Consider the following 25,013-nt stretch of genomic DNA (forward strand, 5'->3'; position numbering starts at 1 on the left):
GTCGGTGCGGTCACCGGCGGCCGGGGCGCCGCCGGTGACCGCGGGCGCGGCCGGGCCCGGCGCCGAGCCCTTCTCCACCGTCCGCCGGATCGCCGCCAGTTCGCGTTCCAGTTCGGCCGGTTCCGGGAAGTTCTCGTCGCGCTCCAGGAGCACACCCGGCGGGCGGACCCGGGAGACCAGTTCGGCGAGGACGTCCAGGACCGCCTCGGGCACGGCGTGCGCGTGGCTGTCGTGCCAGACGCCGTCGCGCTCGAAACCACCGGCGACATGGACGTACGCGATGGCCTCCACGGGCAGTTCGTCGAGCGCCCGGGCCGGGTCCTCGCCGCGGTTGACGTGGTTGGTGTGGAGGTTGGCGACATCGATGAGCAGCCGTACGCCGGTGCGGTCGACCAGGTCGTACAGGAACTGCCCCTCGGTCATCTCCTCGCCCGGCCAGGAGATCAGCGCGGCGATGTTCTCCACCGCGAGCGGCACGGGCAGGGAGTCCTGGGCGATGCGGACGTTCTCGCACAGGACGTCGAGGGCGTCCCGGGTGCGGGGGACCGGCAGCAGGTGCCCGGCCTCCAGCGCCGGCGAGGCGGTCAGCGCCCCGCCCGCCCGGACGAAGGCGATGTGCTCGGTGACCAGCGGGGAGCCGAGCGCCCCGGCCCGGGCCGCCAGAGCGGCGAGCTTCTCCTCGGCGGGGCGGTCAGCCCCGCCGAGCCCGAGCGACACCCCGTGCGGCACCACCGTGACACCACGCTCCCGCAGCCGCAGCAGCGACGCGGGCAGGTGCCCCGGACAGACGTTCTCGGCGACGGCCTCGACCCAGTCGATGCCGGGCATGCGCTCCACGGCGTCCGCGATCTCCGGCCGCCATCCGATCCCCGTACCCAGGTGCTCCATCGTCCCCCTCCTCCGTCACCGCTTCACCAGGACCCGTGTGTCGTCTCCTTCGACGGACGTGTGTTCCGGCGTGACCGGGTGATGGCCCCGGCGAGCGGGGCCGAACCCATCGGCGAGGACGTTCAGAGCAACATTTGAGGTTCCGGGCTTTCCGCGGACCCGCCGAGCGGGCCTACTGGGGGGACGCCGAGGCGTCCGGGTCCTCGGGGTCGGGCCGGTTCGTGTTGACCGTGCCGGGCTCCCCCGGGGAGGGACGCGACGTGGTGTCGATGTCACCGGTGGCCTCGGCGGGCGGCGCCGCGGGCGGGACCACCCCGGTGGCGGGCGGCGGCGGGCCGGACGGGCTGGCCGTGGTGCCGGCCACCGAGTCGTTGGCGATCGCCTCGAAGTCGACCGCGCCGGTCTTCTCCAGCACCGTGATGTGGTCGAGCACGGTCTGGTTGGCGTCCGAGGCGAGCTGGCGCACCAGCGTGTTGCGGGTCTGGTTCCGCACCGCCCCGATCGCCGGGAAGATCTTGCCGTGGGCGGAGCGCAGCAGGTTCGCCCACACCTTGGGGTAGTCCGCGCCACTCGCGTCGGTCATCTGCTGCAGCCAGCCCTGCTGCTGCTCGGTCGGCTGGTTCGGCAGCTCCACGCCGAGCTCCCGCGCGACCACCCGCACCCGCTTGTCGAGGTCGGTGTGGCCGACGATCAGGTGGTCGGCGGCCTCCTTCATCGCGGGGCTGGGATTGCGTTCGAGGGCCTGCTGCCCGGCGGGCAGTTCCCACAGTCCCGCCAGCCGCACCCGGACGATCAGGTCGCGGTCGGTGGCGGTCAGCGGCCCGTACTTCGTCTGGACGGTCCCGGCGGCGAGGTTCGCCGGCCCCGTGCCGGAGCGGTCGGCGTACGACCACACGGGGAACGCGAGTGCGCCGAGCGTGCCGACGAGCGCGACGATGACGAGGGCCGTACCGTTGATACGCCGCAAAGGTGCCTCCCGGGATATACCAACCGGTCGTTGGGAATCTGTACTTGGCCAGCGACAGAGGATACGTACGGGACGGCGGGAGCGTTCAGTGGCCCGTGTCTGCTGCGTCACAGTCCCCGCACAGGCACAGGCACAGGCGGAGGTACTGGCACGCCGCCCTGCCGGCTGGGGCAGGGCGAGCTAGGGCAGGGCGAGGCGCAGGGCCGGGTGGTCGGCGACCACCGTGCACGAGCCCGGCGCGATCTCCGTGAAGCCCGCGTCGCGCACCAGCGGCAGCCCGCTGGTGACGAGTTGCTCCCACCGCAGCGAGCCCGCCGTGCGGACGGCGAGCGGGAAGCCCGCCTCGCGCCAGGCCGTACGGTCCTCGCCCGACAGCTCCCACCAGGCCAGCTGGGCGCCGTGGCCCGCCTGGGCCATCGCCTTGCCTGCCGACATCTCCAGGTCCGGGCTCAGCCACAGCACGGGCGTGGCCGCGTCGGGCTCGGCCGGCGGCCGCGGGTCGTCGAGTTCCGTGCCGGAGACCTGGAGCCGGGCCAGGTCCTTGGGCCATCCGTCCAGCGGGACCGGCGGGAAGACGCGGACCGCGGCCGACCCGCCGCTGACGGTGATGCCGGGCAGCGCCTCCGCGCGACGCCACTCGGCACCGCGGGCCCGCCGGACGACCTTGCGGATCCGGGCGTCCTGCCAGTCCCGGACGGCCTGCGCCCACGCGCCGTCGCCGTGCGCCCGCTCGTCGCCGAGGAGGACCAGGACGGCACGGGCCGCGGTCTCCAGCGCGTCCGTGCGCGCCGGCGGATCGTCGCGCTCGATGCGGACGACCAGCGGCAGCACGAACTGCGGCGCCTCGTCACGGGCGGTCCGCTCGTGCCGGAAGGGACTGTCCTGCGCTCCGGCGTGCGCCGCGGTCGTCGTCTCGTCACTGCTCACCCCACCAGTCTGCCAGGCGGAAGATCGGCGGCCCCGCGCGGCCGACCTCCCGCCGGTCCGTGGACGGGAGGGCCGGGTTCTTCCGTCCGCGGGCCGCTGGAGCGCCTATGCCGCGTTCAGGCGGGAGAGCTGCTCCTCCGACAGCTTCAGGTCGGCCGCCGCCGCCGAGTCGGTGATCGTCCCGGGGCGGGACGAACCCGGGATCGGGATCGTCACCGGTGCCTTCGCGAGGATCCACGCCAGACACACCTGCTGCGGGCTCACCCCGTGCTCGCCCGCCACGTCCGCGAAGACCGCGTACCGCGAGCCCAGGTCACCGGCGTTCGAGATGCCGCCGAGCGGACTCCACGGCAGGAACGCGATGCCCAGCTCCGCGCACAGCTCCAGCTCCGGCTCGCTGGAGCGGAAGGCGGGCGAGAACTGGTTCTGCACGCTCACCAGCCGGCCGCCCAGGATCTCGTTCGCCTGCCGGATCTGGTCGGGGTCCGCGTTGGAGATGCCCGCGAAGCGGATCTTGCCCGCGTCCAGCAGGTCGCGGATCGCGCCGACCGACTCGGCGTAGGGGACCTTCGGGTCCGGCCGGTGGAACTGGTACAGCCCGATGGCCTCCACGCCGAGGCGGCCGAGCGAGGCGTCGCATGCCTTCTTCAGGTACTCCGGCGAACCGTTCAGCGTCCAGGAGCCGTCGCCGGGACGCAGGTGACCGCCCTTCGTGGCGATCAGCACGTCCGAGGTGTCGCCGCCGTACGAGGCCACGGCCCGGGCGATCAGGGACTCGTTGTGGCCGACCTCGTTCGCGTCCCGGTGGTAGGCGTCGGCGGTGTCGATGAGCGTGACGCCCGCGTCCAGGGCCGCGTGGACGGCCGCGACCGACCGTTCCTCGTCCGGGCGCCCCTCGATGGACATGGGCATTCCGCCCAGACCGATCGCTCCGACCCGGACGTCACCGATGGTGCGTGTCTGCATGGAGATTCCTCCTGGGGACTGGGACTGGGACTGGGACTGGGGATGGGACTGGGGATGGGGACTCGTTCGGTGCTTCCAGCCTCCACCGTGACGTTTTCGCCGTCCAACACGAGAATCCGATCGCTTTGAGCGGCGACGGCGATGAATCGCAGCGGACGGACCGAAGGATCGAGGTGGAGGGGTCAGATCAGTTCCGACACCTTCACGAACCGGTATCCGCGTTCGCGCAGTTCGGGGACGATCGTCCGCAGCGCCCGCTCGGTCACCGGGGCCGCGCTGCGCGTGCAGTGCATGACGACCACGGAACCGGGCCGCACCCCGCCGAGCACTTCCGCCACCACGGCCCGCGCGTCCGTCGCGAAGGCGTCCCCGCTCACCACGTCCCACTGCACGGCCGTCACCCCGGTGGCACCGAGCGCCCTGAGCGCCCGGCGGTCGTAGCACCCGCCCGGGAACCGGAAGTACGGCATCGGGCGCGCGACACCGGCCCTGCGGAACGCGGCGAAGGCCCGCTCCACGTCCGCCCGCATCCGCGCCACGGGGAGGCGCGGCAGTCCGTAGCAGTCCTCGGTGAAGGCGTGGTGGCTGTAGGAGTGGTTCGCCACCTCGAAGAGGGGGTCGCGCCCGATGGCCCGTGCCTGCCGCGGGTACTCCTCGGCCCATCGCCCCGTCATGAACACGGTCGCCGGCACCTCCAGCCGCCGTAGCGTCCTGATCAGCCGGGGATTGTCGAACCGCTCTCCGGCGGCCGCCCGCGCCCCCTGGCCGGCCGTCATGTCGGCGTCGAAGGTCAGCGCGACGACCTTGCCGTGCGCCCGGCCCGCCCGCCTGAAGACGGGCGTCAGCCCGCCCGGCCCCGGCGCGAGGGTGGGCGGCCGGGAGGGCGGGGCGGCGGACCCGGGGGCGGTGGCGCGGGGGGCCTCGGGGGTGCCGCAGGCCATGAGGACGGCGGCGCCCAGCACGCAGCCCAGGGCGGCCCGCCGCACGAAGGTGTTCACACCGGAGACACTAACCGGAAAAATGGGAAAATCAGGTCATAATACTTTTAGTGTCGCGTGTCGCGTGTCGCGTGTGTGCCGGGTGCCGGAGGACGGCCCGGCCCGGACGCCGCTCAGCCCTCCTCCTGCAACCGTTCCCGGCATGCCTCCACGTCGAAGTCCGGTTTCGGGTACTGGGGGTCCATCGTCTTCAGGTGTTCCAGGAGCAGGCGGCTGATCGCCCAGTCGCGGTACCACTTGCGGTCGGCGGGGACGAGGTACCAGGGGGCGGCGTCCGTGCCGCAGCGTTCGAGGACGGTCTCGTACGCCTCCTGGTAGGCGGGCCACAGGGCCCGGTCGTCGATGTCCGCGGGGCTGAACTTCCAGTGCTTGCGCGGATCGGCGAGGCGGCGCAGGAGGCGGCGGCGCTGCTCCTCGTACGAGATGTGCAGGAAGCACTTCACCACGGTCACACCGTCGTCGGCGAGGGACCGCTCGAAGTCGTTGATCCGGCCGTAGCGGGACTCGATCTCGGCGGGCGGCGCGAGTGCGCGGACGCGGCCGATCAGGACGTCCTCGTAGTACGAGCGGTCGAAGATGCCGAACTCGCCGGCCCGGGGCAGCCGCTTCCCGGCACGCCAGAGGAAGTCGTGCCTCAGCTCCCTGGGGGTCGGCGCCCTGAACGCCCGGACCCGGCAGCCGACGGGGTTGAAGAGACCGACGACGTGCTTGACCGTGCCGCCCTTGCCGCTGGTGTCCATGCCCTGGAGGACCAGGAGGATCCGGCGGTGGTCACCGGCGGTGCTCGCGGCCCAGAGCCGCTCCTGGAGGTCGGCGAGGGGTTCGCTCATCCGGGCCACGGCCTCGCGGCCGTCGGTCTTGGAACGCGGGGCCAGGGCGCCGCCCGGGGTCGCCGAGGCGTCGTAGGAGGAGAGGGCGACCCGTTCCCCGACGGGCACGCGCAGCAGGTCCCGCATGGCGGTGTCCTCCACCCGGTGCTCACCGTGCTGCCCCTGCTCCTGGTGTCCCCCCTGCTCCTCGTGCCCACCGTGCTCCTCGTGCCCGCCGTGCCCTTTGTGCCCGCCGTGCTCTTCGTGCCGCCTGTCCTTCTCGGCCATCACGTGTCCTTTCGGGGCGGTTCCCTCGATCCCGCGGCCCGCGGGCGGGCGGCGCTCCTCCGCACCGTCCGCCCGCGGGCCGTCATGCGCGGACGGCTACCCGCGCCAGGGGCCCGTCACCGCGAACGTCGTCCCCGGGGTGTAGCAGTTCACGTACATCGTCCTGCCGTCGGGGGAGAAGGTGACGCCCGCGAACTCGCCCCACTCCGGCTCGTCCGGGGTGCCGATGTTCTGCCGGTTGCGGGCCACCGGGTACACCTCGCCGCGCCGCGTCACGCCGTACACGTGCTGGACGCCCCCGCCGTCCTCGCAGACCATCAGGCCGCCGCCGGGGGCGAGACAGATGTTGTCGGGGGACTCGCCGGGCAGTTGCACGTCCGTGTCCGGGCCGAAGACGATCACCAGGGTGAGCCGGCGGGCGCCGGGCTCGTACCGCCAGATCTGACCGTAGTGGTCCGCCGCCGAGCCGTCGCCGCTGCGCGCGAAGGACGAGACGAAGTACACGGACGAGCCGCCCCAGTAGCAGCCCTCCAGCTTCTGCGCGTGGGTGATGCCCCCGGGGCCGAAGTCCTGGAAGCGGATGGGGGTCCCGGCCGCCAGCGGGTCCGGTACGTCGACCCACTCGACGCGGTCGAAGGACGCGCCCGTCTCCTGGACCGAGGAGAGGTCCGGGACGCCCGGCACGCGCATCGCCTGCAGCCGGCCGCCCGCGCGCAGCGCACCGCGGCCGCCCTCCGGCTTGCGGGGCAGGAAGCGGTAGAAGAGGCCGAAGGGCTTGTCGAAGGCGTCCTCGGTCTCGTAGACGACGCCCCGCTTCGGGTCGACGGCCACCGCCTCGTGCTGGAAGCGGCCCATCGCGGTGAGGGGCACCGCTCCGGTGCGGTGCGGGTCCACCGGGTCGACCTCGAAGATGAAGCCGTGGTCCTTGGCGTAGCCGTTGGTGCCGGCCCTGTCCTCCGTCTCCTCGCAGGTCAGCCAGGTGCCCCAGGGGGTGGGTCCACCGGCGCAGTTGACGGCCGTACCGGCGATGGCGACCCGCTCGCCGACCACGCTCCCGTGTGCGTCGAGGGTCAGCGCCGTGCAGCCGCCCTTGCCCGCGGGGTCGTAGGTGAGACCGTCGACCGCCGGGACCGGGATCCTGCCGGTGTGGCGGTTCTCGTGGTTGCGCACCAGGTGGACGCGGCCGTGTCTGCCGCCGAAGGCGGCCATGCCGTCGTGGTTGCTCGGCACCTGGCCCTCGCCGGAGCGGAGCGGTTCGCCCTCGCGGGACAGCACCCGATAGCGGAAACCTTTCGGCAGATCCAGCAGACCCTTCGGGTCGGGGAGCAGGGGGCCGTGTCCGGAGTGGCCCAGCGCGGCGGCCGTACCGGTGAAGAGCTCGGAGACGGCTCCGGTGAACGCGATGCCCGCTCCCAGGGCTCCGGAGCGGGCGAGTACCTCGCGTCGTGTTGCGGACATGGGTGCGACCTTCCTGTTGGCGGACAGGAGAACGTGACCCGCTTGTGTGTACCACGCGGTCCGGACCACGTGAACCACGCGCGTAGCGTGGCGTTCCCGCAGGCCGCCGGTTGGCCCGGATAGCCCGAATGGCCCGTTCCGGAATTCCCGGCCGAGTTCCGGAACGGGCCACGGCGCCCGCGCGGGACGCCTGCGAGTGATGCCTGCTCGTGCTGCCCGTGCTCGTCGCCCGCGCGTGACGCCTGTACGTGGTGTCCGCGTGTGACGCCTACGGGGCGGTGACCTTCACCGGCTCCGTCCCCTGCGCGCTGTGCCGCTGCGCCCAGCTCTCCAGCGCCGTGCGGCACGCGTGGTCCAGGTGGTGGAGCCCGGACAGGTCCAGCTCCACCGGGCGGTCCTGGGGCAGCGCCTCCAGACCGTCGAGGATCTTCGGCAGCCGCAGGAAGGTCGCGTTGCCCGACACGTACACCCGCACCGGGCCCGCTCCCTTGTCTATGACCTCCAGCCTGAGGTGCGAGGTCTCCCAGGCGGTCTTGGCGACGGCGAGCGCGAGTCCGATCAGCACGCCCTCGAACATCCCCACGGCGACGATCGCCACCGCGGTGACCACCAGGATCAGCGCCTCGCCCCGGTGCTCGCGCCACAGCGCCGCGATGCTCCGCAGCGGGATCAGCTTCCAGCCCGCGTGCACCAGGACACCGGCGAGCGCGGGCAGCGGGATGTACGCGAGCGCGGCCGGCAGCAGCGCCGCGAACAGCAGCAGCCACACACCGTGCAGCACCCGGGACGCCTTCGTGCGCGCGCCCGCGCTCACGTTCGCCGAGCTGCGCACGATCACGGCGGTCATCGGCAGCGCGCCGAGCAGTCCGCAGACCGTGTTGCCCGCGCCCTGGGCCATCAGCTCCTTGTCGTACTCGGTGCGCGGCCCGTCGTGCAGCCGGTCCACGGCGGCGGCGCTGAACAGCGACTCCGCCGAGGCGATCAGCACGAAGGCCAGCACCGTGCCGATCACCCCCACGCTCGCCAGCCCGCCGAGGGCTTCGAGCCCCGGCAGCCGGATCGAGTCGAGCAGCCCCCGCACCTCCACCGTCGCCACGGGCAGGTCGAACAGCAGGGTCGCCAGCGTGGCGAGCGCCACCGCGGCGAGCGCCCCCGGCACCGCACGGACCTTCCCGGGCAGGTGCTTCCACAGCACCATCACGGCGACGGTGGCGGCGCCGAGCCCGAAGGAGGTCAGCGCGGTGGAGGACCCGGCGGAGTCGACCACCAGCCCCGGCAGCCCGGCGATCTTGCCCAGGCCGGAGGCGGGGGCCTCCGCGCCGGCCACCGAGTAGAGCTGGCCCGCGATCAGGACCAGCCCGATCCCCGCCAGCATGCCCTCGACGACCGCCACCGAGATGGCCCGGAAGTAGCGCCCCAGCCTCAGCGCGCCCATGCCGAGCTGGATCAGGCCGGTGGCCAGGACGATGACACCGAACATGGCCAACCCGTACTCGCTCACCGCCTCGAAGACCAGCACGGTCAGGCCCGCGGCGGGGCCCGAGACCTGCAGGCTGCTGCCGGGCAGCAGGCCGGTGACCAGGCCGCCCACGATGCCGGTGATCAGGCCCAGCTCGGCGGGCACGCCCGACGCCACGGCCACGCCCACGCACAGCGGCAGCGCGACCAGGAAGACGACGAGCGACGCGGTGAAGTCCTGCCGCAGGTGGGGGAAGCGCGTCCGCCCGCCGGAGCCCGCGGGTCCGGTGGCCGCCGAGGTGCCCGTCGTGGCGCTCACAGTGCCTCGAAGGAGTCGGAGCGGACGTCGTGCGCGAGCACGGCGCCGGTGTGGACCTCGTAGAACCAGCCGTGCAGACGCAGCCGGCCGTCGGTCAGCCGCCGTTCCACGCACGGGTACGAGCGCAGCCGCAGCAGCTGCGTCAGGACGTGGTTCTGCACGGCCTCGGTGACGGTCGGGTCCTCGACGGCGCCGGCCGGTCGCGGGGTCGAGTGCGCGAGCCAGTCGCGTACGGCGGGCACGGCGGTCAGGTCGTCGTCGCGGACCAGCGCGCCGACGGCCCCGCAGTGGGAGTGGCCGCAGACGACGATGTCCGGGACTCCGAGCACGTCCACCGCGTACTCGACGGTGGCGGCCTCGCTGGTGGGGTGTGCGGAGGTGTGCGGTGGGACGATGTTGCCCGCCGTGCGCAGTTCGAAGAGTTCACCGGGCCGGGCTCCGGTGATCAGGGCCGGGACGACCCGCGAGTCGGAGCAGGTGATGAACAGGACCTGCGGGGACTGGCCTTCGGCGAGACGGGCGAACTCCTCCGGGCGGTCCGCGGACTGCTTGCGGAAGGAGCGTGCGTGATCGATGAGGGGCTGCATGTGTCGGTTCCTCCTGGCGCGCGTCGGGGCGCGTGGGTCTGCAAGACGGAAGCGCATGCGGGTACGGCGACGTGACCCCACGTCGACGCGCTCGGCGGACGTGGCGTGGTGAGGGGTGGGTCAGGTCGGAGTCGCTTCGTGCCCGGACGGCCCGCTCAGCAGCGGAAGACCTGGAGCGCCGCCGTGGAACGGCCCGCGCAGGATCTGGTCGTACGGTGGTGCGCCGCCGCGGCCGAGACGTGCGAGGGGTCCTCGTGACGGACCGACACGTCCCCGCAGAGCGGGGGACGCGCGGAGGCCGGGGGCACGTGGTCCGCGGTGCGGACCCGGTCACGGGTGCGCAGGGGACCGGCTGGGCCGTGCGGGTGCGTGGTCTCGGCGCAGGTGGCGAACTCGGCCTGGGAGCCGGGGAGCGGTGCCGCGTACGCGGTTGCGAACGTCGCGGCGAACGCGGTGGTGGGGGCGGAGAGCTGCAGGGCCAGCAGGACGGCGGCGAGGGCGGTGAACAGCGCCCGGAGCGTCGTACCTCGTCGCATGCGCCCCCTCCCGGCCGGTCTCAGGTGAGTCGTTCCCTTGTTGACGCGAACGTTAACGCGGAAAACCGTTTGCAGGGTTAACTTAGCGTTGCACCCTGAAGACAGCCTGAAGAGGGCCGAAGAGCATCGGTGGGAGGCCGGAAACCGCCGGTTTCCGGGCGGGCGGTCGGGCCGGCGCGAGCCTCGGACCGGTAGGAGCCTCGGACCGGTGCGAGCCTCAGGCCGGTACGAGCCCCTTGGCGTCGCGCGCCAGCGCGGTGAGCCGGGAGATCGCGCGGAAGTACTTCTTGCGGTAGCCGCCGCCCAGCATCTCCTCGCTGAACAGCCGGTCGAAGGGCAGCCCGGAGGCGAGCACCGGCACCTCGCGGTCGTACAGGCGGTCGGCGAGGACCACGAGCCGCAGCGCGGTGGACTGGTCCGGGACCGGCCGCACGTCGGTGAGGCAGACCGCCTCGATCCCGTCCGTCAGCGCGCCGTACCGGCTGGGGTGCACCCGGGCCAGGTGCTCCAGCAGGTGCGGGAAGTCGTCGAGCGAGGCGCCCGGTGTCGCGCACGCGGCCCGCGTGACCTGCTCGTCCGTGAACGGGGCCGGTGCCTCGGGCAGTCCGCGGTGGCGGTAGTCCTCGCCGTCGATGCGCAGGGACCGGAAGTGCGCGGACAGGCCCTGTATCTCGCGCAGGAAGTCCACCGAGGCGAACCGGCCCTCGCCGAGCTTGCCCGGCAGGGTGTTGGAGGTCGCCGCGAGCGCCACCCCCGACTCGACCAGCCGGCCGAGCAGGCTGGAGACGAGGACGGTGTCGCCGGGGTCGTCGAGTTCGAACTCGTCGATGCAGAGCAGCCGGTGACCGCCCAGCGTCCGCACGGTCTGCTGGAAGCCGAGCGCGCCGACCAGGTTGGTCAGCTCCACGAACGTGCCGAAGGCCTTGAGCGAGGGCTCCGCCGGGGTCGCGTGCCAGAGGGAGGCGAGCAGGTGCGTCTTGCCGACGCCGTAGCCGCCGTCGAGGTAGACGCCGCGGGGGCCGGCCGGCGTCTTCGCGGGCTTCCTGCCGAGGCCGAGGAGGCCGCGCAGGCCGGACGCGGTCTGCGGCGCCCCGCCGAGGCCCGCCGCGAAACCGGCCAGGACCCGGACGGCCTCGGTCTGGCTCGGCTGGTCCGGGTCCGGGAGGTACGTGTCGAAGCGCACCGTGTCGAAGCGCGGCGGCGGGACCATCTCGGCGACCAGCCGGTCCGCGGGGACGTGCGGCTCGCGGGCGCACAGGGACGACGGGGCCGCGTCGGCCGCGGGGCCGGATCCGGGGGCGGTGGTGGAGGCTGGCACGGTTCACCACTCTACGTCCCGTGCCACACTGCACGGCATGCGACGCCTGTTCCCTGTGACCGACGAGACAGCGGCTCCGGCCCCGCACGGGGCGCCCGGTACGCGGACGGCGGACCGGGACGCCGACCCGATGACGGACCGGATGACGGACCGGGGGACGGACCGGGGGACGGACCGGGAGTGGGGGCTCGACGAACTGGCCGAGGCGTACGCCTATCCCGTGGGGCCCTCCGGCTGCGCGGGACCGGAGCCCTGGCTGCGGGCCAACATGGTCTCCACGCTCGACGGGGCCGCCCAGCACGACGGGCGCTCGCAGCCCATCTCCGGCGCCGCCGACATGCGGATCTTCGGGACGCTGCGGGGACTCGCGGACGTGGTCGTGGTCGGCGCGGAGACGGTGCGCCGGGAGGGGTACCGCCCCGCGCGGGCACGGGAGGACTTCGCCGGGCTCCGCCGGGCGGCGGGACAGGGCCCGGCGCCCGCGATCGCCGTGGTGAGCGCGGGTCTCGACCTGGACTTCTCGCTGCCGCTCTTCACCTCGCCGCTGCTCCCCACGCTCGTGCTCACCGGAGCCGCGGCGGCGCCCGGCCGGATCGCCGCCGCCGAGAGGTCCGGGGCGCGGGTCGTGATCGCGGGCGACGGCGCGGGGGTGGACCCCGCGCGGGCCGTCCGCGCGCTCGCCGGTCTGGGCATGCACCGGCTGCTCACCGAGGGCGGGCCCCGGCTGCTCGGGCAGCTGGTCGCGGCGGACGTCCTCGACGAGCTGTGCCTGACGGTGTCCCCGGTGCTCACCGCGGGGGACGCCCAGCGCATCGCGGGCGGCCCCCCGGTCGCGGTGCCGAGCCGCTTCGAGCTGACGTCCCTGCTGGAGGAGGCCGGGTTCCTCTTCAGTCGTTACCGTCGGAGCCGCCGGACGTGATCAGCCGGGTCCGACCGAAGCCGGGTCCGACCGGAGGCGGCTCCGAACCGAAGCCGGATCCGACCGAATCCGGAATAGCGCATTCCGGTTAGCCTTCCCGGACATGTGAATGATGCAGTCCCCGTGGGATCACGGGGCAGGATGGTTTCCGCAGGGTCTGCGGACGACCCACGGACAAGAAGGGCGTTTGTCGTGTTCACGAGCGTATTGATGATCGAGAAGGCCCTCACGACCGCGGACGTCGAGTTCGTCACCACCTTGCACGGCGACGAGGACGTCGCTTTCCACGTACTGCTCCAGCCGCGCGGCGAGCAGGCGGACCGGCTCCTGCGGGCGATCGACGACGTGGCGCTCGGTGAACTGGACGAGGCGGCCCGCGAGCACGAGACGCCCGAGGGCGAGGAGGCCGTCGGGCAGGGGCGGCAGGCCCTCGACGTGTCGCTGGTGGCGCTGCGGGCCAGTGGCAGCTCGGCGCAGGGGCGGCTGATCGAGGACCATCCGCTGGACGCGCTGCGGGATCTCGTCGACGAGGTGGGGGCGGACGAGGTCATCGTGCTGACCGACCCCCATTACGTGGAGGAGTTCTTCCACCGGGACTGGGCGTCGCGGGCGCGGCACAAGGTGGGGGTGCCGGTGCTGAAGCTGTTCTCGCACAGCAAGGCGTGACGCCGCCGCTGCGGCTGGACGGCGGGCGCCGTGGAGGTCCTCCGGGTCCGCCGGGTGCCGCTCGTGTGTGGCCGGGCGCGCAGTTCCCCGTGCCCCTCACGGGGCCGGGGCGTCCCGGGCGACGCAGCGCATAGGCTTGGGCCGCTCACCCCGTAGCTGCGTCCTGGGAGAAACACGTATGGCACCCGGCCTTCCTACCGCCATGGATCGACCGCACTTCATCGGCATCGGCGGCGCCGGGATGTCGGGCATCGCGAAGATCCTCGCGCAGCGCGGGGCCGCCGTGGCGGGCAGCGACGCGAAGGAGTCCGCCACCGCGGAGGCCCTGCGCGCGCTGGGTGTCACGGTCCGCATCGGACACGCGGCCGGGCACCTGGCGTCCGACGCCACGTGCGTCGTCGTCTCCTCGGCGATCCGCGAGGACAACCCGGAGCTGGCCCGCGCCGCCGAACTGGGCATCCCGGTCGTCCACCGCTCGGACGCCCTCGCCCGTCTGATGGACGGCCTGCGCCCGATCGCGGTCGCGGGCACGCACGGCAAGACGACCACGACGTCGATGCTGGCGGTCTCCCTGTCGACGCTGGGACTGAACCCCTCGTACGCGATCGGCGGCGACCTCGACGAACCCGGGTCCAACGCCCTGCACGGCGAGGGCGAGATCTTCGTCGCCGAGGCCGACGAATCGGACCGCAGCTTCCACAAGTACGCGCCGGAGGTGGCGATCGTGCTGAACGTGGAGCTGGACCACCACGCCAACTACGCGTCCATGGAAGAGATCTACGAGTCCTTCGGGACGTTCGCCGGCAGGATCGTGGACGGCGGCACCCTGGTGATCACCGCGGACCACGAGGGCGCGCGCGAGCTGACGCGCCGGCTGCCGGCCGGCGACCGCGTCCGGGTGGTGACGTACGGCGAGTCCGAGGACGCCGACGTACGGGTCCTGTCCGTGGTCCCCCAGGGACTGAGGAGCGAGGTGACCGTCGAGCTGGACGGCTCCCGGCTGACCTTCGCGGTCTCGGTGCCCGGCCGCCACTACGCGCACAACGCGGTGGCGGCGCTGGCGGCGGGCGTCGCCCTGGGCGTCCCGGCGGACGAGCTGGCGTCCGCGCTCGCCTCCTACACGGGGGTGAAGCGCCGGCTGCAGCTCAAGGGCGAGGCGGCGGGCGTCCAGGTCGTCGACTCGTACGCGCACCACCCGACGGAGATGACGGCGGACCTGGAGGCGATGCGGGCGGCCGCCGGCGACTCCCGCATCTTCGTCGTCTTCCAGCCCCACCTCTTCTCACGCACCCAGGAACTGGGCAAGGAGATGGGCCAGGCCCTCTCCCTGGCGGACGCCTCACTGGTCCTGGACGTCTACCCGGCCCGCGAGGACCCGGTCCCGGGTGTGACGAGCGAGCTGGTCGTCGAGGCGGCGCAGGCGGCCGGCGCCCATGTGACGCCCGTGCACGACACGGCGCAGGTACCCGCGCTGATGACGGGAATGACCAGGCCCGGTGATCTCGTTCTCACCATGGGCGCGGGTGACGTGACGGATCTCGGACCCGGGATCCTGGCCCGCCTGTCGAAGAAGCTGTAGCTGTAGTGAGGGGCTGAGCATCATGTCGTACGACATCGAGAAGCCGGACGAGCAGTGGCGTGCGGAGCTGAGCCCGGCCGAGTACGCCGTCCTGCGCCAGGCCGGCACCGAGCCGGCGTTCCGCGGTGAGTACACGGACACGAAGACGAAGGGCGTCTACTCCTGCCGGGCGTGCGGCGCCGAACTCTTCACCTCCACGGAGAAGTTCGAGTCGCACTGTGGCTGGCCGTCCTTCTACGACCCCAAGGAGTCCGACGCGGTCGAGCTGGTCGAGGACCGGTCGCACGGGATGACGCGCACCGAGGTGCGCTGCTCCCGCTGCGGTTCCCACCTGGGCCACGTCTTCGAGGGCGAGGGGTACCCGACCCCGACGGACCAGCGGTACTGCATCAACTCCATCTCGCTGCGTCTGACACCGGCCGGGGACTGACACGGAACCGCGGGCCGGGACGGCGGCGCCGCAGCAGCGGCGCCGCCGTCGCCGTGCCCCGGGAGCAGCCCCGGGAACAGCCCGGAGAGCAGTCCGGAAAACAGTGCAGAAAATAGTGCGCATGCGCGGACATGCATGCGGGCATCGGGGGCAGAAGACGCTCACCTTGTCTTCTCCATTTAAGGCGGCACCCGTGATCTCCTCCGTGAACGCTTCCGAAGCGGCGGCTTCCAGCGCGGGAGCGCCGGAGCTCGTCGGCGACCTTCCCTGGATCGAGGACGGGGCCAAGGTCGCCCCCAAGGACGCGCGGGAGATGTCCCGGCTGTTCCTGGACCGGCTGCGGGAGCTGGAGGAGGGCACCCACGAGTACCAGTACGCCCGCAACACGCTCATCGAGATGAACCTCTCGCTGGTGCAGTTCGCCGCCCGGCGCTTCCGCAACCGCGGCGGCGGCGAGATGGAGGACGTCATCCAGGTCGGCACGATCGGCCTGATCAAGGCCATCGACCGCTTCGACCTCTCCCGCGAGGTGGAGTTCACCTCCTTCGCGATCCCCTACATCGTCGGCGAGATCAAGCGCTTCTTCCGCGACACCACCTGGGCCGTGCACGTCCCGCGCCGCCTGCAGGAGCTGCGCGTGACCCTGGCCAAGACCAAGGAGGCCCTGGCCACCACGCTCAACCGCCCGCCGACGGTCAAGGAACTCGCCGCCCACCTGGAGCTGAGCGAGGAGGAGATCATCGAGGGCCTGGTGGCCGCCAACGGCTACGTCGCCGGCTCCATCGACACCCCCGGCGGCGACGACGACACCGCCGAGGGGCCCACCTACGCCGACACCCTGGGCGAGAGCGACCCGGCCATGGACCTCTTCGAGGACCTGCACACCCTGGCCCCCCTGCTGCAGCAGCTCGACGAGCGCGAGCGCACCATCATCGAGATGCGCTTCGGCCGGGAGATGACCCAGGCGGAGATCGGCCGCGAGCTCAACCTCTCCCAGATGCACATCTCCCGCCTCCTCACCCGCACCCTCAACCGTCTGCGCACCGGACTCCTCACCACCACCTGAGGAGCCCGGTCACGGCACGGGGGCGCCGGTCAGCCGGCCGGCTCGTCGGCCAGGGCGACGGTGGCGGTCACACTCTTCCCGGCCGGTTCGAGATCGACCCGGAAGGTCCGGGCCACGGCCATGACGATCTCCAGGCCGTGCTGCCCGATCCTGCCCGGGTCGACGGAACGGGCGACCGGCCGGGCGCGGGCACTGTCGCGCACGGTCACCGCCACCGCGGCGTCCGCGATGCGCAGTTCCATCAGCAGCGGGCCCGGGGCGTACTTGTGGGCGTTGGTGACCAGTTCGCTGACCACCAACTGGGTGATGTCCATCGCGCGGGCGGAGACGGACACACCGTGGTCCGTCCCGGCGCGGGTGAGGAAGTCGACCGCGAAGTGACGCGCTTCGGCGATGCAACTGCCGTCGCCGTTCCAGGAGACGGCGGCGACTATGGCAGGGGCGCCCGACGGTCCCGCCCCGCCGCTACCGACTGGCTCCACCTTTTCTCCACCTTCGTTCCCGTTGTCCGTCGGCGCCCGCTCCGCTTGGCGCTTCCCGTGCCGCCCGGTTAGGATCGATCAGCTGTTCGAGTGTGGCTGTTCACTCCTTCGGACAGGGCCCTCGGTCAGGCTCCGCCCCACGTCTCATCAGCCACATTGAGGCCATGGTGACAGACGCGCATCCCACGCGGTCCGTTCATCGGCCGGGGACGCCTCCGGACCGGCTCCGGTTGCACAAGATCTGCCAATGGCCCCTACTTCAAGGTCACGGATGTCTGCTAAGGCCCGTGCCGTAGGCTTCGGGCGTCAGTGGTGACACGTATAGCGGAACATTGAAGGAGCGCCTGAATGGCGAAGCGAGACAACGCTGCGGATCTGGTAGGGCTCTTGTCGGTGGAGGGTCAGGACCTGGCCGCGGCGTGGGTGCGGGAGGTGTCGGCGTCGCTGGGAAGCCGCGTCGGCACGGCCGAACTCGACCGCGAGCTCCGGGAGCTGTACGACGCACTGGTGGACGCGCTCCAGCAAGGGGCCACCGACGTCCACGCGGAGCAGATGTCCGAGGTCCGCGCACTGCTGACGGAGCTGTCGCGCAACAGGGCCCGCCAGGGGTTCTCACCCACCGAGACCGCGATCAGCGTCTTCGCGCTGAAGCGGGTCCTCGAACCCGTCCTCCAGGAGGGGTCCGGCGACGAGACCCGCGCCTACCTGGAGCTCGGCCGCGTCCTGGACGGGCTGGGCCTGTTCACGATCGAGTCGTACTCGCAGACCCGCGACGAGATCATCACCGCGCAGGCGGAGCAGCTCCTGGAGCTGTCCACGCCGGTGGTGCGGCTGTGGGACGGCGTCATCGCCGTGCCGCTGGTGGGCACGCTGGACTCGGCGCGCACGCAAGTGGTGATGGAGAAGCTCCTCCAGGCCCTGGTGGACACCGGCTCGGAGCAGGCGATCATCGACATCACGGGCGTGCCCGCGGTGGACACCCAGGTGGCCCAGCACCTGCTGAAGACCATCGTCGCCGCCCGGCTGATGGGCGCCGAGTGCACCGTCTCCGGCATCAGCCCGCAGATCGCGCAGACCATCGTCGCCCTGGGCATCGAGTTCGACGACATCATCACGAAGGCCAGCCTGGCCGACGCCCTGAAGCTGGCGCTGCGCCGGTCCGGCGTGGATCTGGTCGCGCACGAGGGCGTACAGCGATGAGCGAGCGCATTCCGATCCTGCGGATCGGGGAGACCCTGCTGGTGTCCGTCCAGTTCGACCTGGAGGACCAGATGGTGCTGAACCTCCAGGAGGACCTCGCCGAGCAGATCGTGTCCAAGGCGGCCCGGGGCGTCATCATCGACATCACGGCCCTGGAGATCGTCGACTCCTTCGTGGGACGCATGCTGGCGACGGTGGCCGCCATCTCGCGGGTGCTCGACGCCAGGACGGTGGTGGTGGGGATGCGTCCCGCCGTGGCCATCACCCTGGTGGAGCTCGGGCTCTCCCTCGGTGGTGTCGACACCGCCCTGGACCTGGAGAAGGGGCTGGCGAAGCTGCGTCAGCCCACCAGTTCGGTCTTGCGGTGACCGCGCCCTGGGCCGCGGGGGAGGATCCGAAGGTCTACCCCATAGCGCGCAGCGGAGACCTCGTGCACATCCGGCAGGCCATCAGAGCGCTGGCCCAGCAGTCCCGGCTGTCCCTGGTCGACCAGACGAAGATGATCACTGCGGCCAGTGAGCTCGCGCGCAACACCCTGATCTACGGCGGTGGCGGCAAGGTCACCGCCGGTCTGGTGAGCGCGAACGGCAGGCGGGGAGTGGCCGCCGTCTTCGAGGACTCCGGCCCCGGTATCCCGGACGTCGACCAGGCCATGACGGACGGCTGGACGTCGGGCGGCGGCCTGGGGCTCGGTCTCAGCGGCGCCCGGCGCCTCGTCGACGACTTCCGGCTGGACACCGCGCCCGGCGAGGGCACGACCGTGTCCATCACCAAGTGGGCACGGTGAGCACCGCCGCCGTCCTGGTCGGCGAGGACATCGCCTGGTTCCGGGACGGCGTCTCGCTGGCCGTGGCCGCCCGGAGCGCGGCCTCCTCGCTGGCCAGACGGCTCGGCCTCAGCGACCACCGCGCCGCCGAGGTCGCCCTCGCCGTCACCGAGGCCGCCACGAACGTACAGCGGCACGCCGACGACGGGGCCCTGCTGCTGCGCGTGGTGCGGTCCGGCGACCAGGCGGGCGTGGAGTTCCTCACCGTCGACTCGGGTCCCGGGATGACGGACGTCCCCGCCTCCCTGGCCGACGGGACGTCCAGCGCCGGCACCCTGGGCATCGGCCTGGGGGCGGTCTCCCGGCTCGCGGACCACTTCGACCTGCACTCCCTGCCGGGGCGGGGGACGGTGATGGCCGCGCAGTTCTGGCCGCGCACCGTCGACGGCAGGGCCGTCGTCGCCCCGGGCCCGTCCCTCGCCGACGGCGTGACCAGGCCCATCAGCGGCGAGAGCGTGTGCGGGGACGCGTGGGCCGTACGCACCGACGCCGCGACCGGCACCGGACACCGGCCGGCGATCCTGGTCATGCTCTGCGACGGGCTGGGGCACGGCCCTCTCGCGGCCCGCGCCAGTCAGGCGGCGGTCAAGGCGTTCGGCAACACCCACGACCTCAGCCCCGAGGGTGCCCTCGGGGCGGTGCACCGCGCCCTGCAGGGAACCCGCGGCGGGGCGGTCGCCGTGGCGCGGATCGAGCCCGGCGCGGGACGGGTGCGGTACTGCGGGATCGGCAACGTCAGCGGTTTCCTCGTGGGCGACGGCGGACGCAAGGCCCTGCTGTCCGCTCCGGGAATAGTCGGCTCGCACATGCGGCGACTGCGGACGTTCGAGGAACCGCTCTCCGGATACGGCGCCCTGGTGATGCACTCCGACGGCCTGACCGAACGCTGGGACCACGGGGCCCTGCCCGGTCTGCTGCACCACTCGCCGCTCGTCATGGCCGGCCACCTACTGCGCGAGGCGGGGGTGCGGCGGGACGACGCCAGTGTGGTCGTGGTCAAGGGGGCCTGGTGACCGGCGGGGAACGGCACGAGCGTGGCCTCTGACCCGGCCGCCCGCGGCGACCGCCCGGCGGCCTCCAGACCCGTCACCGGGTCCGCCGACCCGGTGGCGTCCTTCGTCCTGTCCTCGGCCCAGGACGTGTTCGGCCTGCGCCGCAGCGCCCAGCAGGCCGCGGCGGCGCTGTCCCTGGACCGCCAGGACCAGGTCCGGCTGGCGACCGCGCTGAGCGAACTGGGCCGGGACCGGCTGGCCTGCCGCGGCCTGGAGGTCTCCTTCAGCCTGGTCCCGCCGGGCCGCCCGTCCTCCCTCCTCGTCACGTTCGCCTGGACCGGCGGACCGCCCCCGGCCAGGGAGACGCTCGACCTGGCCGGGAAACTCGTACGGACCGAGCACGAGCCCGGTCCGACGGGCGGCCGCATCGTCGTCACCCAGCCGCTGGACGTGAGCGCGGGCAGCGCGGACGAGCAGTACGCCCGGCTGGCGGAGGTCCTCAAGGGCCGCACCAGCTCGACCGAGGCGGACGACCTGCGCGCCCAGACGCGCGACCTGATCGCCACCCTGGAGGAGACCCGCGCCCAGCGCGAGGAACTGCGCCGCCTCAACGAGGAGCTGGAGGAGACCAACCGCGGTGTCCTCGCGCTCTACTCCGAGCTGACGCAGGAGCTGGAGACGACCAACAGCGGTGTGCTGGCACTGCACACGGAACTGGAGGACAAGCGGCAGCAGCTGCAGGAGGCCAGCGAGTCCAAGACCCGGTTCTGGACCAACATCAGCCATGAACTGCGCACCCCGGTCAACTCCGTGGTCGCGCTCTCGACACTGCTCCTCGCGCCCAGTTCGCCCGCCCTCACCGACGAGCAGCGCGAGCAGGTCGGACTCATCGCCTCCTCCGGCCACACGATGCTGTCCCTGGTGAGCGACCTGCTGGACGTCGCGAAGGCCGAAGCCGGCCACCTCGACATCCAGCCGGAACCGGTGGACCTGCGGCTGCTGGTCGCCCACCTCAGCGGCCTCTTCCTGAGCGGCCACGGCGACGACCGGATCACCTTCGTCACGCCCCGTGTCGAGCAGCAGCAGTCCCTGGTCACCGACGAGACGCTGCTGGTCCGGATCCTGCGCAACGTCCTGTCCAACGCCCTCAAGTTCACCGAACGGGGCGAGGTGCGCCTGGACATCACCGTCGCCCCCGAGCCGTCGGCCCCCGAAGCGGTGTTCACCGTCACGGACACCGGGATCGGCATCCCGCCCGAGGAACTGGAACGCGTCTTCGAGGTGTTCTACCAGGTCCGCGGCCCGCACCAGCAGGGCCGGCCCGGTACCGGCCTGGGCCTGCCCTACGCCCGTACGCTCGCGGAACTGCTCGGCGGGTCCCTGACCCTCACCAGCACCGTCGGCGCCGGCACCCGGGTGGAGGTCCGCCTGCCGGACCTCGGCCCCGGGCACACCAAGGAAACGCGGAACAGGAAGGGCGGGCCGTGACCGACAACGCACAAGAGCGTCTGCCCGCGACCGTACTGGTCGTCGAGGACAACGAGACGAACCTCTACGTCCTCACCAGCTGGCTGCAGCGCGCGGGGCACACCGTCGTCAGCGCCGTCACGGGCGAGGAGGGCCTCGCCCGCGCGGACGCCGGACCGGACGGGGACCCGGGCCCGGTCCCGGACATCGCGATCATCGACGTCCGGCTCCCCGACATGAGCGGCTTCGAGGTCAGCGAACGGCTCAAGAACAGTCCGCGCACGACCCACCTGCCGATCATCCAGATCTCCGCCGCCGCCATCAGCCCCGCCGACCACGCGGAAGGGCTCAGACGGGGTGCGGACGCCTACCTCGACCAGCCCGTCGACCCGGGCGAACTCCTCGCCACCGTCACCGCCACCCTGCGCTACGCCAGGGCCCGCCAGCGCGCCGAGCGGCTCGCCCAGCGCCTCATCGCGCTGAACCGGGCGACGATGAACGTCTACAGCGCGGTGGGCTTCCACTCCTTCGCGGCGGCGGCCACCGGCGGCGCGGCCGCCCTGCTGGACGGCCCGGCCAGCGCGGTCTTCCTCTCGCCCCAGGCCCAGGCCGTCCACAGCATGACCGACGACCCGCAGGGCCCCGTACGCATCCAGCCCGTCCACTCGGTGCTCCTGAAGCAGCTCGCGTCCCACGGTCTGAACCAGGACACCGGGGTCACGATCGTCCGCGTCCCGCACCAGCAGTGGCGGGCGGTGCTGCCGGCGGACCACCTGCCCGGGGACGTCGCCCTCGCGGTGTCCCGCACCAAGCGCGGCCGGCCGCCCGTCTGTCTGGCCGTCCCCGCGAGCGCCCTGCAGAGCGCCGACGACGAGCAGCTCCTGCAGCAGCTGGCCAACGCCAGCGCCCTGGCCCTCGAAGCCCTGCGGACCTACAACGAGGAACACGCCCTGGGACTGGCCCTGCAGCGCTCCTTCCTCCCCAAGGAGCTGCCGTCCGTCCCGGGGGTCGAGCTCGCCTTCCGCTATCTGCCCGCCTCCGAGCACGCGGAGATCGGGGGCGACTTCTACGAGGCGGTGCAGACGGTCAACGGCCTGCTGCTCGCCATCGGCGACGTGGTCGGGCACTCGGTGACGGCCGCGACCGTCATGGGCGAGGTGCGCCACGCGCTGCGGGCCTACGCCGTCGAGGGCCACCCCCCGGACCACATCCTGCACCGGCTGGAGACGCTGCTCGGGCAGTCCCAGCCGGGCATCACCGTCACGCTCTGCCTCGTCCTGGTGGAGCTGGACGAGCGCCGCCTGCACATCGCCAACGCGGGCCACATCCCTCCGCTGGTCATCGACCCGAAGGAGGGGCCGCGGTTCCACGACCCGCACGGCCCGCTGATCGGCATGGGGCTCCCGCACCCGCCGCCCACCGTCGTGGAGATCCCGCCCGGCACCCGTCTGCTCATGGTGACGGACGGCCTCGTCGAGGTGCGGGACACCCATCTGGACGCCACCCTCGCCGAGTTCCGCGAGGCCGTGGCCGACGGCCCGGAGGACCTGGAGGAGATGTGCGACCTGCTGCTCGACCGCTTCGGGCAGAACAAGAACGACGACATCGCCCTGATCACCGCCCTGTTCACCTAGTCCCGGTCCATCGGTCCCGGTCCACTAGTCTCGGTCCATGCGGATCTCCGTCTCCTCCGACACGGACGAACCCGTGGCCCGTTCGCTGCTCGCGGAACTGCGCGAGCGCGGCCACGAGGTGCTGACGCACGGGGCGCTGCGCCCCGGGGACGACGCGCGGTGGGCGGTGTGCTCCGAGGCGGCGGCCCGTGACGTCGCCGCCGGGCGCGCGGACCAGGCGGTCGTGTGCTGCTGGACCGGCACGGGCGCGTCGATCGCCGCGAACAAGGTGGCGGGCGTCCGCGCCGCGCTGTGCACGGACGCGTACACGGCCCGCGGCGCCCGCCGCTGGAACGACGCCAACGTGCTGGCCCTCGGGCTGCGGCTGACGTCCGGTCCGCTGCTCGGGGAGATCCTCGACGCCTGGTTCGACAGCGGGCCCGGCCCCGACGCCGACGACCGCGAGAACGTGTCCCACCTGGCCCGGATCGACGGCACCGACCGCGCTGACGGCACCGACCGCGCTGACGGCGCCGGCGGCGCACCGGCTCCGTAGGGGGTTCAGCCGGTCTGCGCCGAGGTCGCTATCAGCTGGTCTATCAGCGCGATCAGCACGTCCCGGCACGAGTCGCGGTCCCGGGCGTCGCACAGCAGGACGTGCGCGTTCTCGGGAAGGGCCAGCGCCTCCCGGATCTCCTCGGGCGAGTACGGGTGCTCCCCGTGGAAACCGTTGACGCCGACGACGAACGGGATGCCGCGCCGCTCGAAGAAGTCGATGGCGGCGAAGCTGGACTCCGGGCGGCGCACGTCGATCAGGACCACGGCTCCCAGGGCGCCGATGGCCAGGTCGTTCCACATGAACCAGAACCGCTGCTGCCCGGGCGTGCCGAAGAGGTACAGCACGAGTTCCTGGCTGAGCGTGATCCGGCCGAAGTCCAGGGCCACCGTGGTGGCGTGCTTCTCCGGGATGCCGCCCAGGTCGTCGACGCCCAGGCCGGCCGCGGTGAGCGGTTCCTCGGTGCGCAGCGGCACGATCTCACTGACCGAGCCGACCATGGTGGTCTTGCCCACGCCGAACCCTCCGGCGATCAGGATCTTGACCGTGTCGGGTGCTGAGGTCCCCCGGATGACGGGGTCAGAGCCGGCCAAGGCCGTCCCTCACTTTCTGCAGGAGGTCCAAGTCCGAGGTGCGGGAGATCTCGCGCGGTGCCCGGGCGGCGATCCGGCCGGCTTCCAGCAGGTCGCAGAGCATGATGCAGACCACGCTCACCGGCAGGTCGAGCTGGGCGGCGAGTTCCGCCACCACGACCGGTTTCGCGCACAGCCGCAGGATCCGCGCGTGCTCGGGCTGCGGTCTGGCGGCCCCGGCGGGCGGCGGGTCGACCGCGGTGACCGACGTGATGAGGGTGAAGTCGGTGCGGCTGGGCCGGGTGCGGCCGCCGGTCAGGGTGAACGGCCGTACGAGACGGCCCGCCGAGTCGCCTCCGTTCACCTCACTCGCCGTTGTCGGTGGCGACGCCGGCCCGCGGTGCCGCGCTGAGGTGCTCGCCGATCTTCTTCACGAGCATGTTCATCTGGTAGGCGACCACTCCGACGTCCGCGCCCTTGCTGGTGAGCACGGCCAGGTGCGCGCCGGGGCCCGCCGTGGTGAGGATCAGGTAGCTGTTGGCCATCTCGATGAGTGCCTGGCGTACGGGGCCGCCGCGGAAGTCCATGCTGACCCCCTTGCTCAGGCTCATCAGGCCGGACGCGGTCGCCGCCAGCCGCTCGGCGTCGTCCCGCAGGAACCCCGTGGACCTGCTGACGACCAGCCCGTCCTCGGAGAGCACGACGGCTTGGTTCACCTCGGCGACCCGGTCCACCAGTCCGGTGAGCAGCTGGTCGAGCTGGCTGTGCGTGGCGGGGGTGGGGCGTGTCATTTCTCTGTCCTTCATGAGCGGTCTGCGGGCGGAGTCGAGGTGACGGATGCGCCTTCGGGCGTGGTTTCTTCCCCTTGGTCGTACGTCGAATCCACGTCGTTGTCACGGGCGCGGAGTGTGCCGCGCTGGAATCCGGCTAGGGAGGAGGCCGCGCGTTCCGCGGTGAAGTCGTCCAGGGAGCCGTCGGCCTCGTCGGCCGCGGAGTCCTCGCGCAACTCGGCGGCCAGGCTGGTCTGCGGCACCCGGCGCGGCAGCGGGGCGATCCCGCCGCGTCCCCCGCCGGCGCCGGCCGCGGGGCGGTGTCCGGCGACGGCGGTCCGAGGCGCGGGCACCTC

General features: G+C 72.5%; 27 protein-coding genes and 1 pseudogene. 12 read left to right on the plus strand and 16 right to left on the minus strand.

The window, feature by feature from the left end; translation table 11 throughout:
* From KM933_RS35785 to zapE, 11 genes are all read right to left on the minus strand, one after another.
* A partial coding sequence (locus KM933_RS35785) for an MbnB/TglH/ChrH family RiPP precursor modification enzyme (RefSeq protein ID WP_260334673.1) occupies positions 1-888 on the minus strand: 888 nt, incomplete at its 3' end.
* 172 nt (positions 889-1,060) lie between these two features.
* On the minus strand, positions 1,061-1,855 hold the full coding sequence (locus KM933_RS35790; protein ID WP_221360711.1) for a DUF4142 domain-containing protein: 795 nt from the start codon (positions 1,853-1,855) through the stop codon (positions 1,061-1,063).
* 180 nt (positions 1,856-2,035) lie between these two features.
* Entirely contained in the window at positions 2,036-2,782 is a 747-nt protein-coding gene (locus tag KM933_RS35795; protein WP_221360714.1) for a peptidyl-tRNA hydrolase, read from the minus strand.
* A gap of 105 nt (positions 2,783-2,887) precedes the next feature.
* Positions 2,888-3,748 carry an aldo/keto reductase gene (locus KM933_RS35800; protein WP_221360716.1) on the minus strand — a complete coding sequence of 287 codons (861 nt, stop codon included), beginning with the start codon at positions 3,746-3,748 and terminating at the stop codon, positions 2,888-2,890.
* 182 nt (positions 3,749-3,930) lie between these two features.
* The gene (locus KM933_RS35805; RefSeq protein ID WP_308013655.1) at positions 3,931-4,746 is read right to left on the minus strand and encodes a polysaccharide deacetylase family protein; all 816 of its coding nucleotides are present in this window, start codon (positions 4,744-4,746) and stop codon (positions 3,931-3,933) included.
* A gap of 113 nt (positions 4,747-4,859) precedes the next feature.
* Positions 4,860-5,702 carry a PPK2 family polyphosphate kinase gene (locus tag KM933_RS35810; protein WP_260334674.1) on the minus strand — a complete coding sequence of 281 codons (843 nt, stop codon included), beginning with the start codon at positions 5,700-5,702 and terminating at the stop codon, positions 4,860-4,862.
* A gap of 237 nt (positions 5,703-5,939) precedes the next feature.
* Positions 5,940-7,301, minus strand: a complete 1,362-nt coding sequence (locus tag KM933_RS35815) for an alkaline phosphatase PhoX (protein ID WP_221360720.1) — start codon at positions 7,299-7,301, stop codon at positions 5,940-5,942.
* A gap of 268 nt (positions 7,302-7,569) precedes the next feature.
* Positions 7,570-9,078 carry a SulP family inorganic anion transporter gene (locus KM933_RS35820; protein ID WP_221360722.1) on the minus strand — a complete coding sequence of 503 codons (1,509 nt, stop codon included), beginning with the start codon at positions 9,076-9,078 and terminating at the stop codon, positions 7,570-7,572.
* The gene (locus KM933_RS35825) at positions 9,075-9,665 is read right to left on the minus strand and encodes a carbonic anhydrase (protein ID WP_221360724.1); all 591 of its coding nucleotides are present in this window, start codon (positions 9,663-9,665) and stop codon (positions 9,075-9,077) included. Before KM933_RS35825 ends, KM933_RS35820 begins: the two co-directional genes overlap by 4 nt.
* A gap of 155 nt (positions 9,666-9,820) precedes the next feature.
* Positions 9,821-10,201 carry a hypothetical protein gene (locus KM933_RS35830; RefSeq protein WP_221360725.1) on the minus strand — a complete coding sequence of 127 codons (381 nt, stop codon included), beginning with the start codon at positions 10,199-10,201 and terminating at the stop codon, positions 9,821-9,823.
* 217 nt (positions 10,202-10,418) lie between these two features.
* Complete coding sequence (gene zapE / locus KM933_RS35835; protein WP_221360736.1) at positions 10,419-11,519, minus strand: cell division protein ZapE; 1,101 nt, start codon at positions 11,517-11,519, stop codon at positions 10,419-10,421.
* Positions 11,520-11,556: 37 nt separating this feature from the next.
* Here zapE and KM933_RS35840 point away from each other — a divergent pair, with 37 nt between their 5' ends.
* The 5 genes from KM933_RS35840 (at position 11,557) to KM933_RS35860 (ending at position 16,179) form a co-directional block, all read left to right on the plus strand.
* A complete protein-coding gene (locus KM933_RS35840) occupies positions 11,557-12,438 on the plus strand; it encodes a pyrimidine reductase family protein (RefSeq protein WP_221360738.1) in 882 nt (293 codons plus the stop codon).
* Positions 12,439-12,630: 192 nt separating this feature from the next.
* Positions 12,631-13,104: an indole-3-glycerol phosphate synthase gene (locus KM933_RS35845; protein WP_221360740.1), complete on the plus strand. Its 474-nt coding sequence runs from the start codon at positions 12,631-12,633 to the stop codon at positions 13,102-13,104.
* A 178-nt stretch (positions 13,105-13,282) separates the two neighbouring features.
* Positions 13,283-14,683 (plus strand): UDP-N-acetylmuramate--L-alanine ligase, encoded by a 1,401-nt coding sequence (gene murC / locus KM933_RS35850; RefSeq protein ID WP_221360742.1) that lies wholly within the window; start codon positions 13,283-13,285, stop codon positions 14,681-14,683.
* Between the two features lie 22 nt (positions 14,684-14,705).
* Positions 14,706-15,113 carry a peptide-methionine (R)-S-oxide reductase MsrB gene (msrB, locus tag KM933_RS35855; RefSeq protein ID WP_221360744.1) on the plus strand — a complete coding sequence of 136 codons (408 nt, stop codon included), beginning with the start codon at positions 14,706-14,708 and terminating at the stop codon, positions 15,111-15,113.
* 313 nt (positions 15,114-15,426) lie between these two features.
* Positions 15,427-16,179, plus strand: a complete 753-nt coding sequence (locus KM933_RS35860) for a SigB/SigF/SigG family RNA polymerase sigma factor (RefSeq protein ID WP_260334678.1) — start codon at positions 15,427-15,429, stop codon at positions 16,177-16,179.
* Positions 16,180-16,208: 29 nt separating this feature from the next.
* On the opposite strand, the gene KM933_RS35865 is transcribed toward KM933_RS35860, so the two are convergent.
* Positions 16,209-16,661 carry an ATP-binding protein gene (locus KM933_RS35865; protein ID WP_221360748.1) on the minus strand — a complete coding sequence of 151 codons (453 nt, stop codon included), beginning with the start codon at positions 16,659-16,661 and terminating at the stop codon, positions 16,209-16,211.
* Positions 16,662-17,009: 348 nt separating this feature from the next.
* Between KM933_RS35865 and KM933_RS35870 the strand changes: the two genes are divergently transcribed.
* The 7 genes from KM933_RS35870 (at position 17,010) to KM933_RS35900 (ending at position 23,315) form a co-directional block, all read left to right on the plus strand.
* Positions 17,010-17,861: an STAS domain-containing protein gene (locus KM933_RS35870; RefSeq protein WP_221360750.1), complete on the plus strand. Its 852-nt coding sequence runs from the start codon at positions 17,010-17,012 to the stop codon at positions 17,859-17,861.
* Positions 17,858-18,229 carry an STAS domain-containing protein gene (locus tag KM933_RS35875; RefSeq protein WP_221360752.1) on the plus strand — a complete coding sequence of 124 codons (372 nt, stop codon included), beginning with the start codon at positions 17,858-17,860 and terminating at the stop codon, positions 18,227-18,229. The genes KM933_RS35870 and KM933_RS35875 overlap by 4 nt, the downstream gene beginning before the upstream one ends.
* Positions 18,226-18,648, plus strand: coding sequence for an anti-sigma regulatory factor (locus KM933_RS35880; protein WP_221360754.1), 423 nt, complete (start codon positions 18,226-18,228; stop codon positions 18,646-18,648). The genes KM933_RS35875 and KM933_RS35880 overlap by 4 nt, the downstream gene beginning before the upstream one ends.
* Complete coding sequence (locus KM933_RS35885) at positions 18,636-19,700, plus strand: ATP-binding SpoIIE family protein phosphatase (RefSeq protein WP_221360756.1); 1,065 nt, start codon at positions 18,636-18,638, stop codon at positions 19,698-19,700. The genes KM933_RS35880 and KM933_RS35885 overlap by 13 nt, the downstream gene beginning before the upstream one ends.
* A 93-nt stretch (positions 19,701-19,793) precedes the next feature.
* Positions 19,794-21,167 (plus strand): sensor histidine kinase, encoded by a 1,374-nt coding sequence (locus KM933_RS35890; RefSeq protein WP_308013656.1) that lies wholly within the window; start codon positions 19,794-19,796, stop codon positions 21,165-21,167.
* Positions 21,164-22,780: a fused response regulator/phosphatase gene (locus tag KM933_RS35895; protein ID WP_221360761.1), complete on the plus strand. Its 1,617-nt coding sequence runs from the start codon at positions 21,164-21,166 to the stop codon at positions 22,778-22,780. The genes KM933_RS35890 and KM933_RS35895 overlap by 4 nt, the downstream gene beginning before the upstream one ends.
* A gap of 37 nt (positions 22,781-22,817) precedes the next feature.
* On the plus strand, positions 22,818-23,315 hold the full coding sequence (locus KM933_RS35900; protein ID WP_221360763.1) for an RpiB/LacA/LacB family sugar-phosphate isomerase: 498 nt from the start codon (positions 22,818-22,820) through the stop codon (positions 23,313-23,315).
* Positions 23,316-23,320: 5 nt separating this feature from the next.
* Here KM933_RS35900 and KM933_RS35905 read toward each other — a convergent pair whose 3' ends face one another.
* From KM933_RS35905 to KM933_RS35920, 4 genes and pseudogenes are all read right to left on the minus strand, one after another.
* Positions 23,321-23,908 carry a GTP-binding protein gene (locus tag KM933_RS35905; RefSeq protein WP_221360765.1) on the minus strand — a complete coding sequence of 196 codons (588 nt, stop codon included), beginning with the start codon at positions 23,906-23,908 and terminating at the stop codon, positions 23,321-23,323.
* Complete coding sequence (locus KM933_RS35910) at positions 23,895-24,251, minus strand: DUF742 domain-containing protein (RefSeq protein ID WP_221360775.1); 357 nt, start codon at positions 24,249-24,251, stop codon at positions 23,895-23,897. The genes KM933_RS35905 and KM933_RS35910 overlap by 14 nt, the downstream gene beginning before the upstream one ends.
* A 1-nt stretch (position 24,252) precedes the next feature.
* Entirely contained in the window at positions 24,253-24,678 is a 426-nt protein-coding gene (locus KM933_RS35915) for a roadblock/LC7 domain-containing protein (protein WP_221360777.1), read from the minus strand.
* Between the two features lie 11 nt (positions 24,679-24,689).
* Positions 24,690-25,013 (minus strand): annotated as a pseudogene (locus KM933_RS35920) (histidine kinase); the annotation flags it as partial.

It is taken from the genome of Streptomyces beigongshangae (assembly GCF_019710745.1).
Taxonomy (GTDB): domain Bacteria; phylum Actinomycetota; class Actinomycetes; order Streptomycetales; family Streptomycetaceae; genus Streptomyces; species Streptomyces beigongshangae.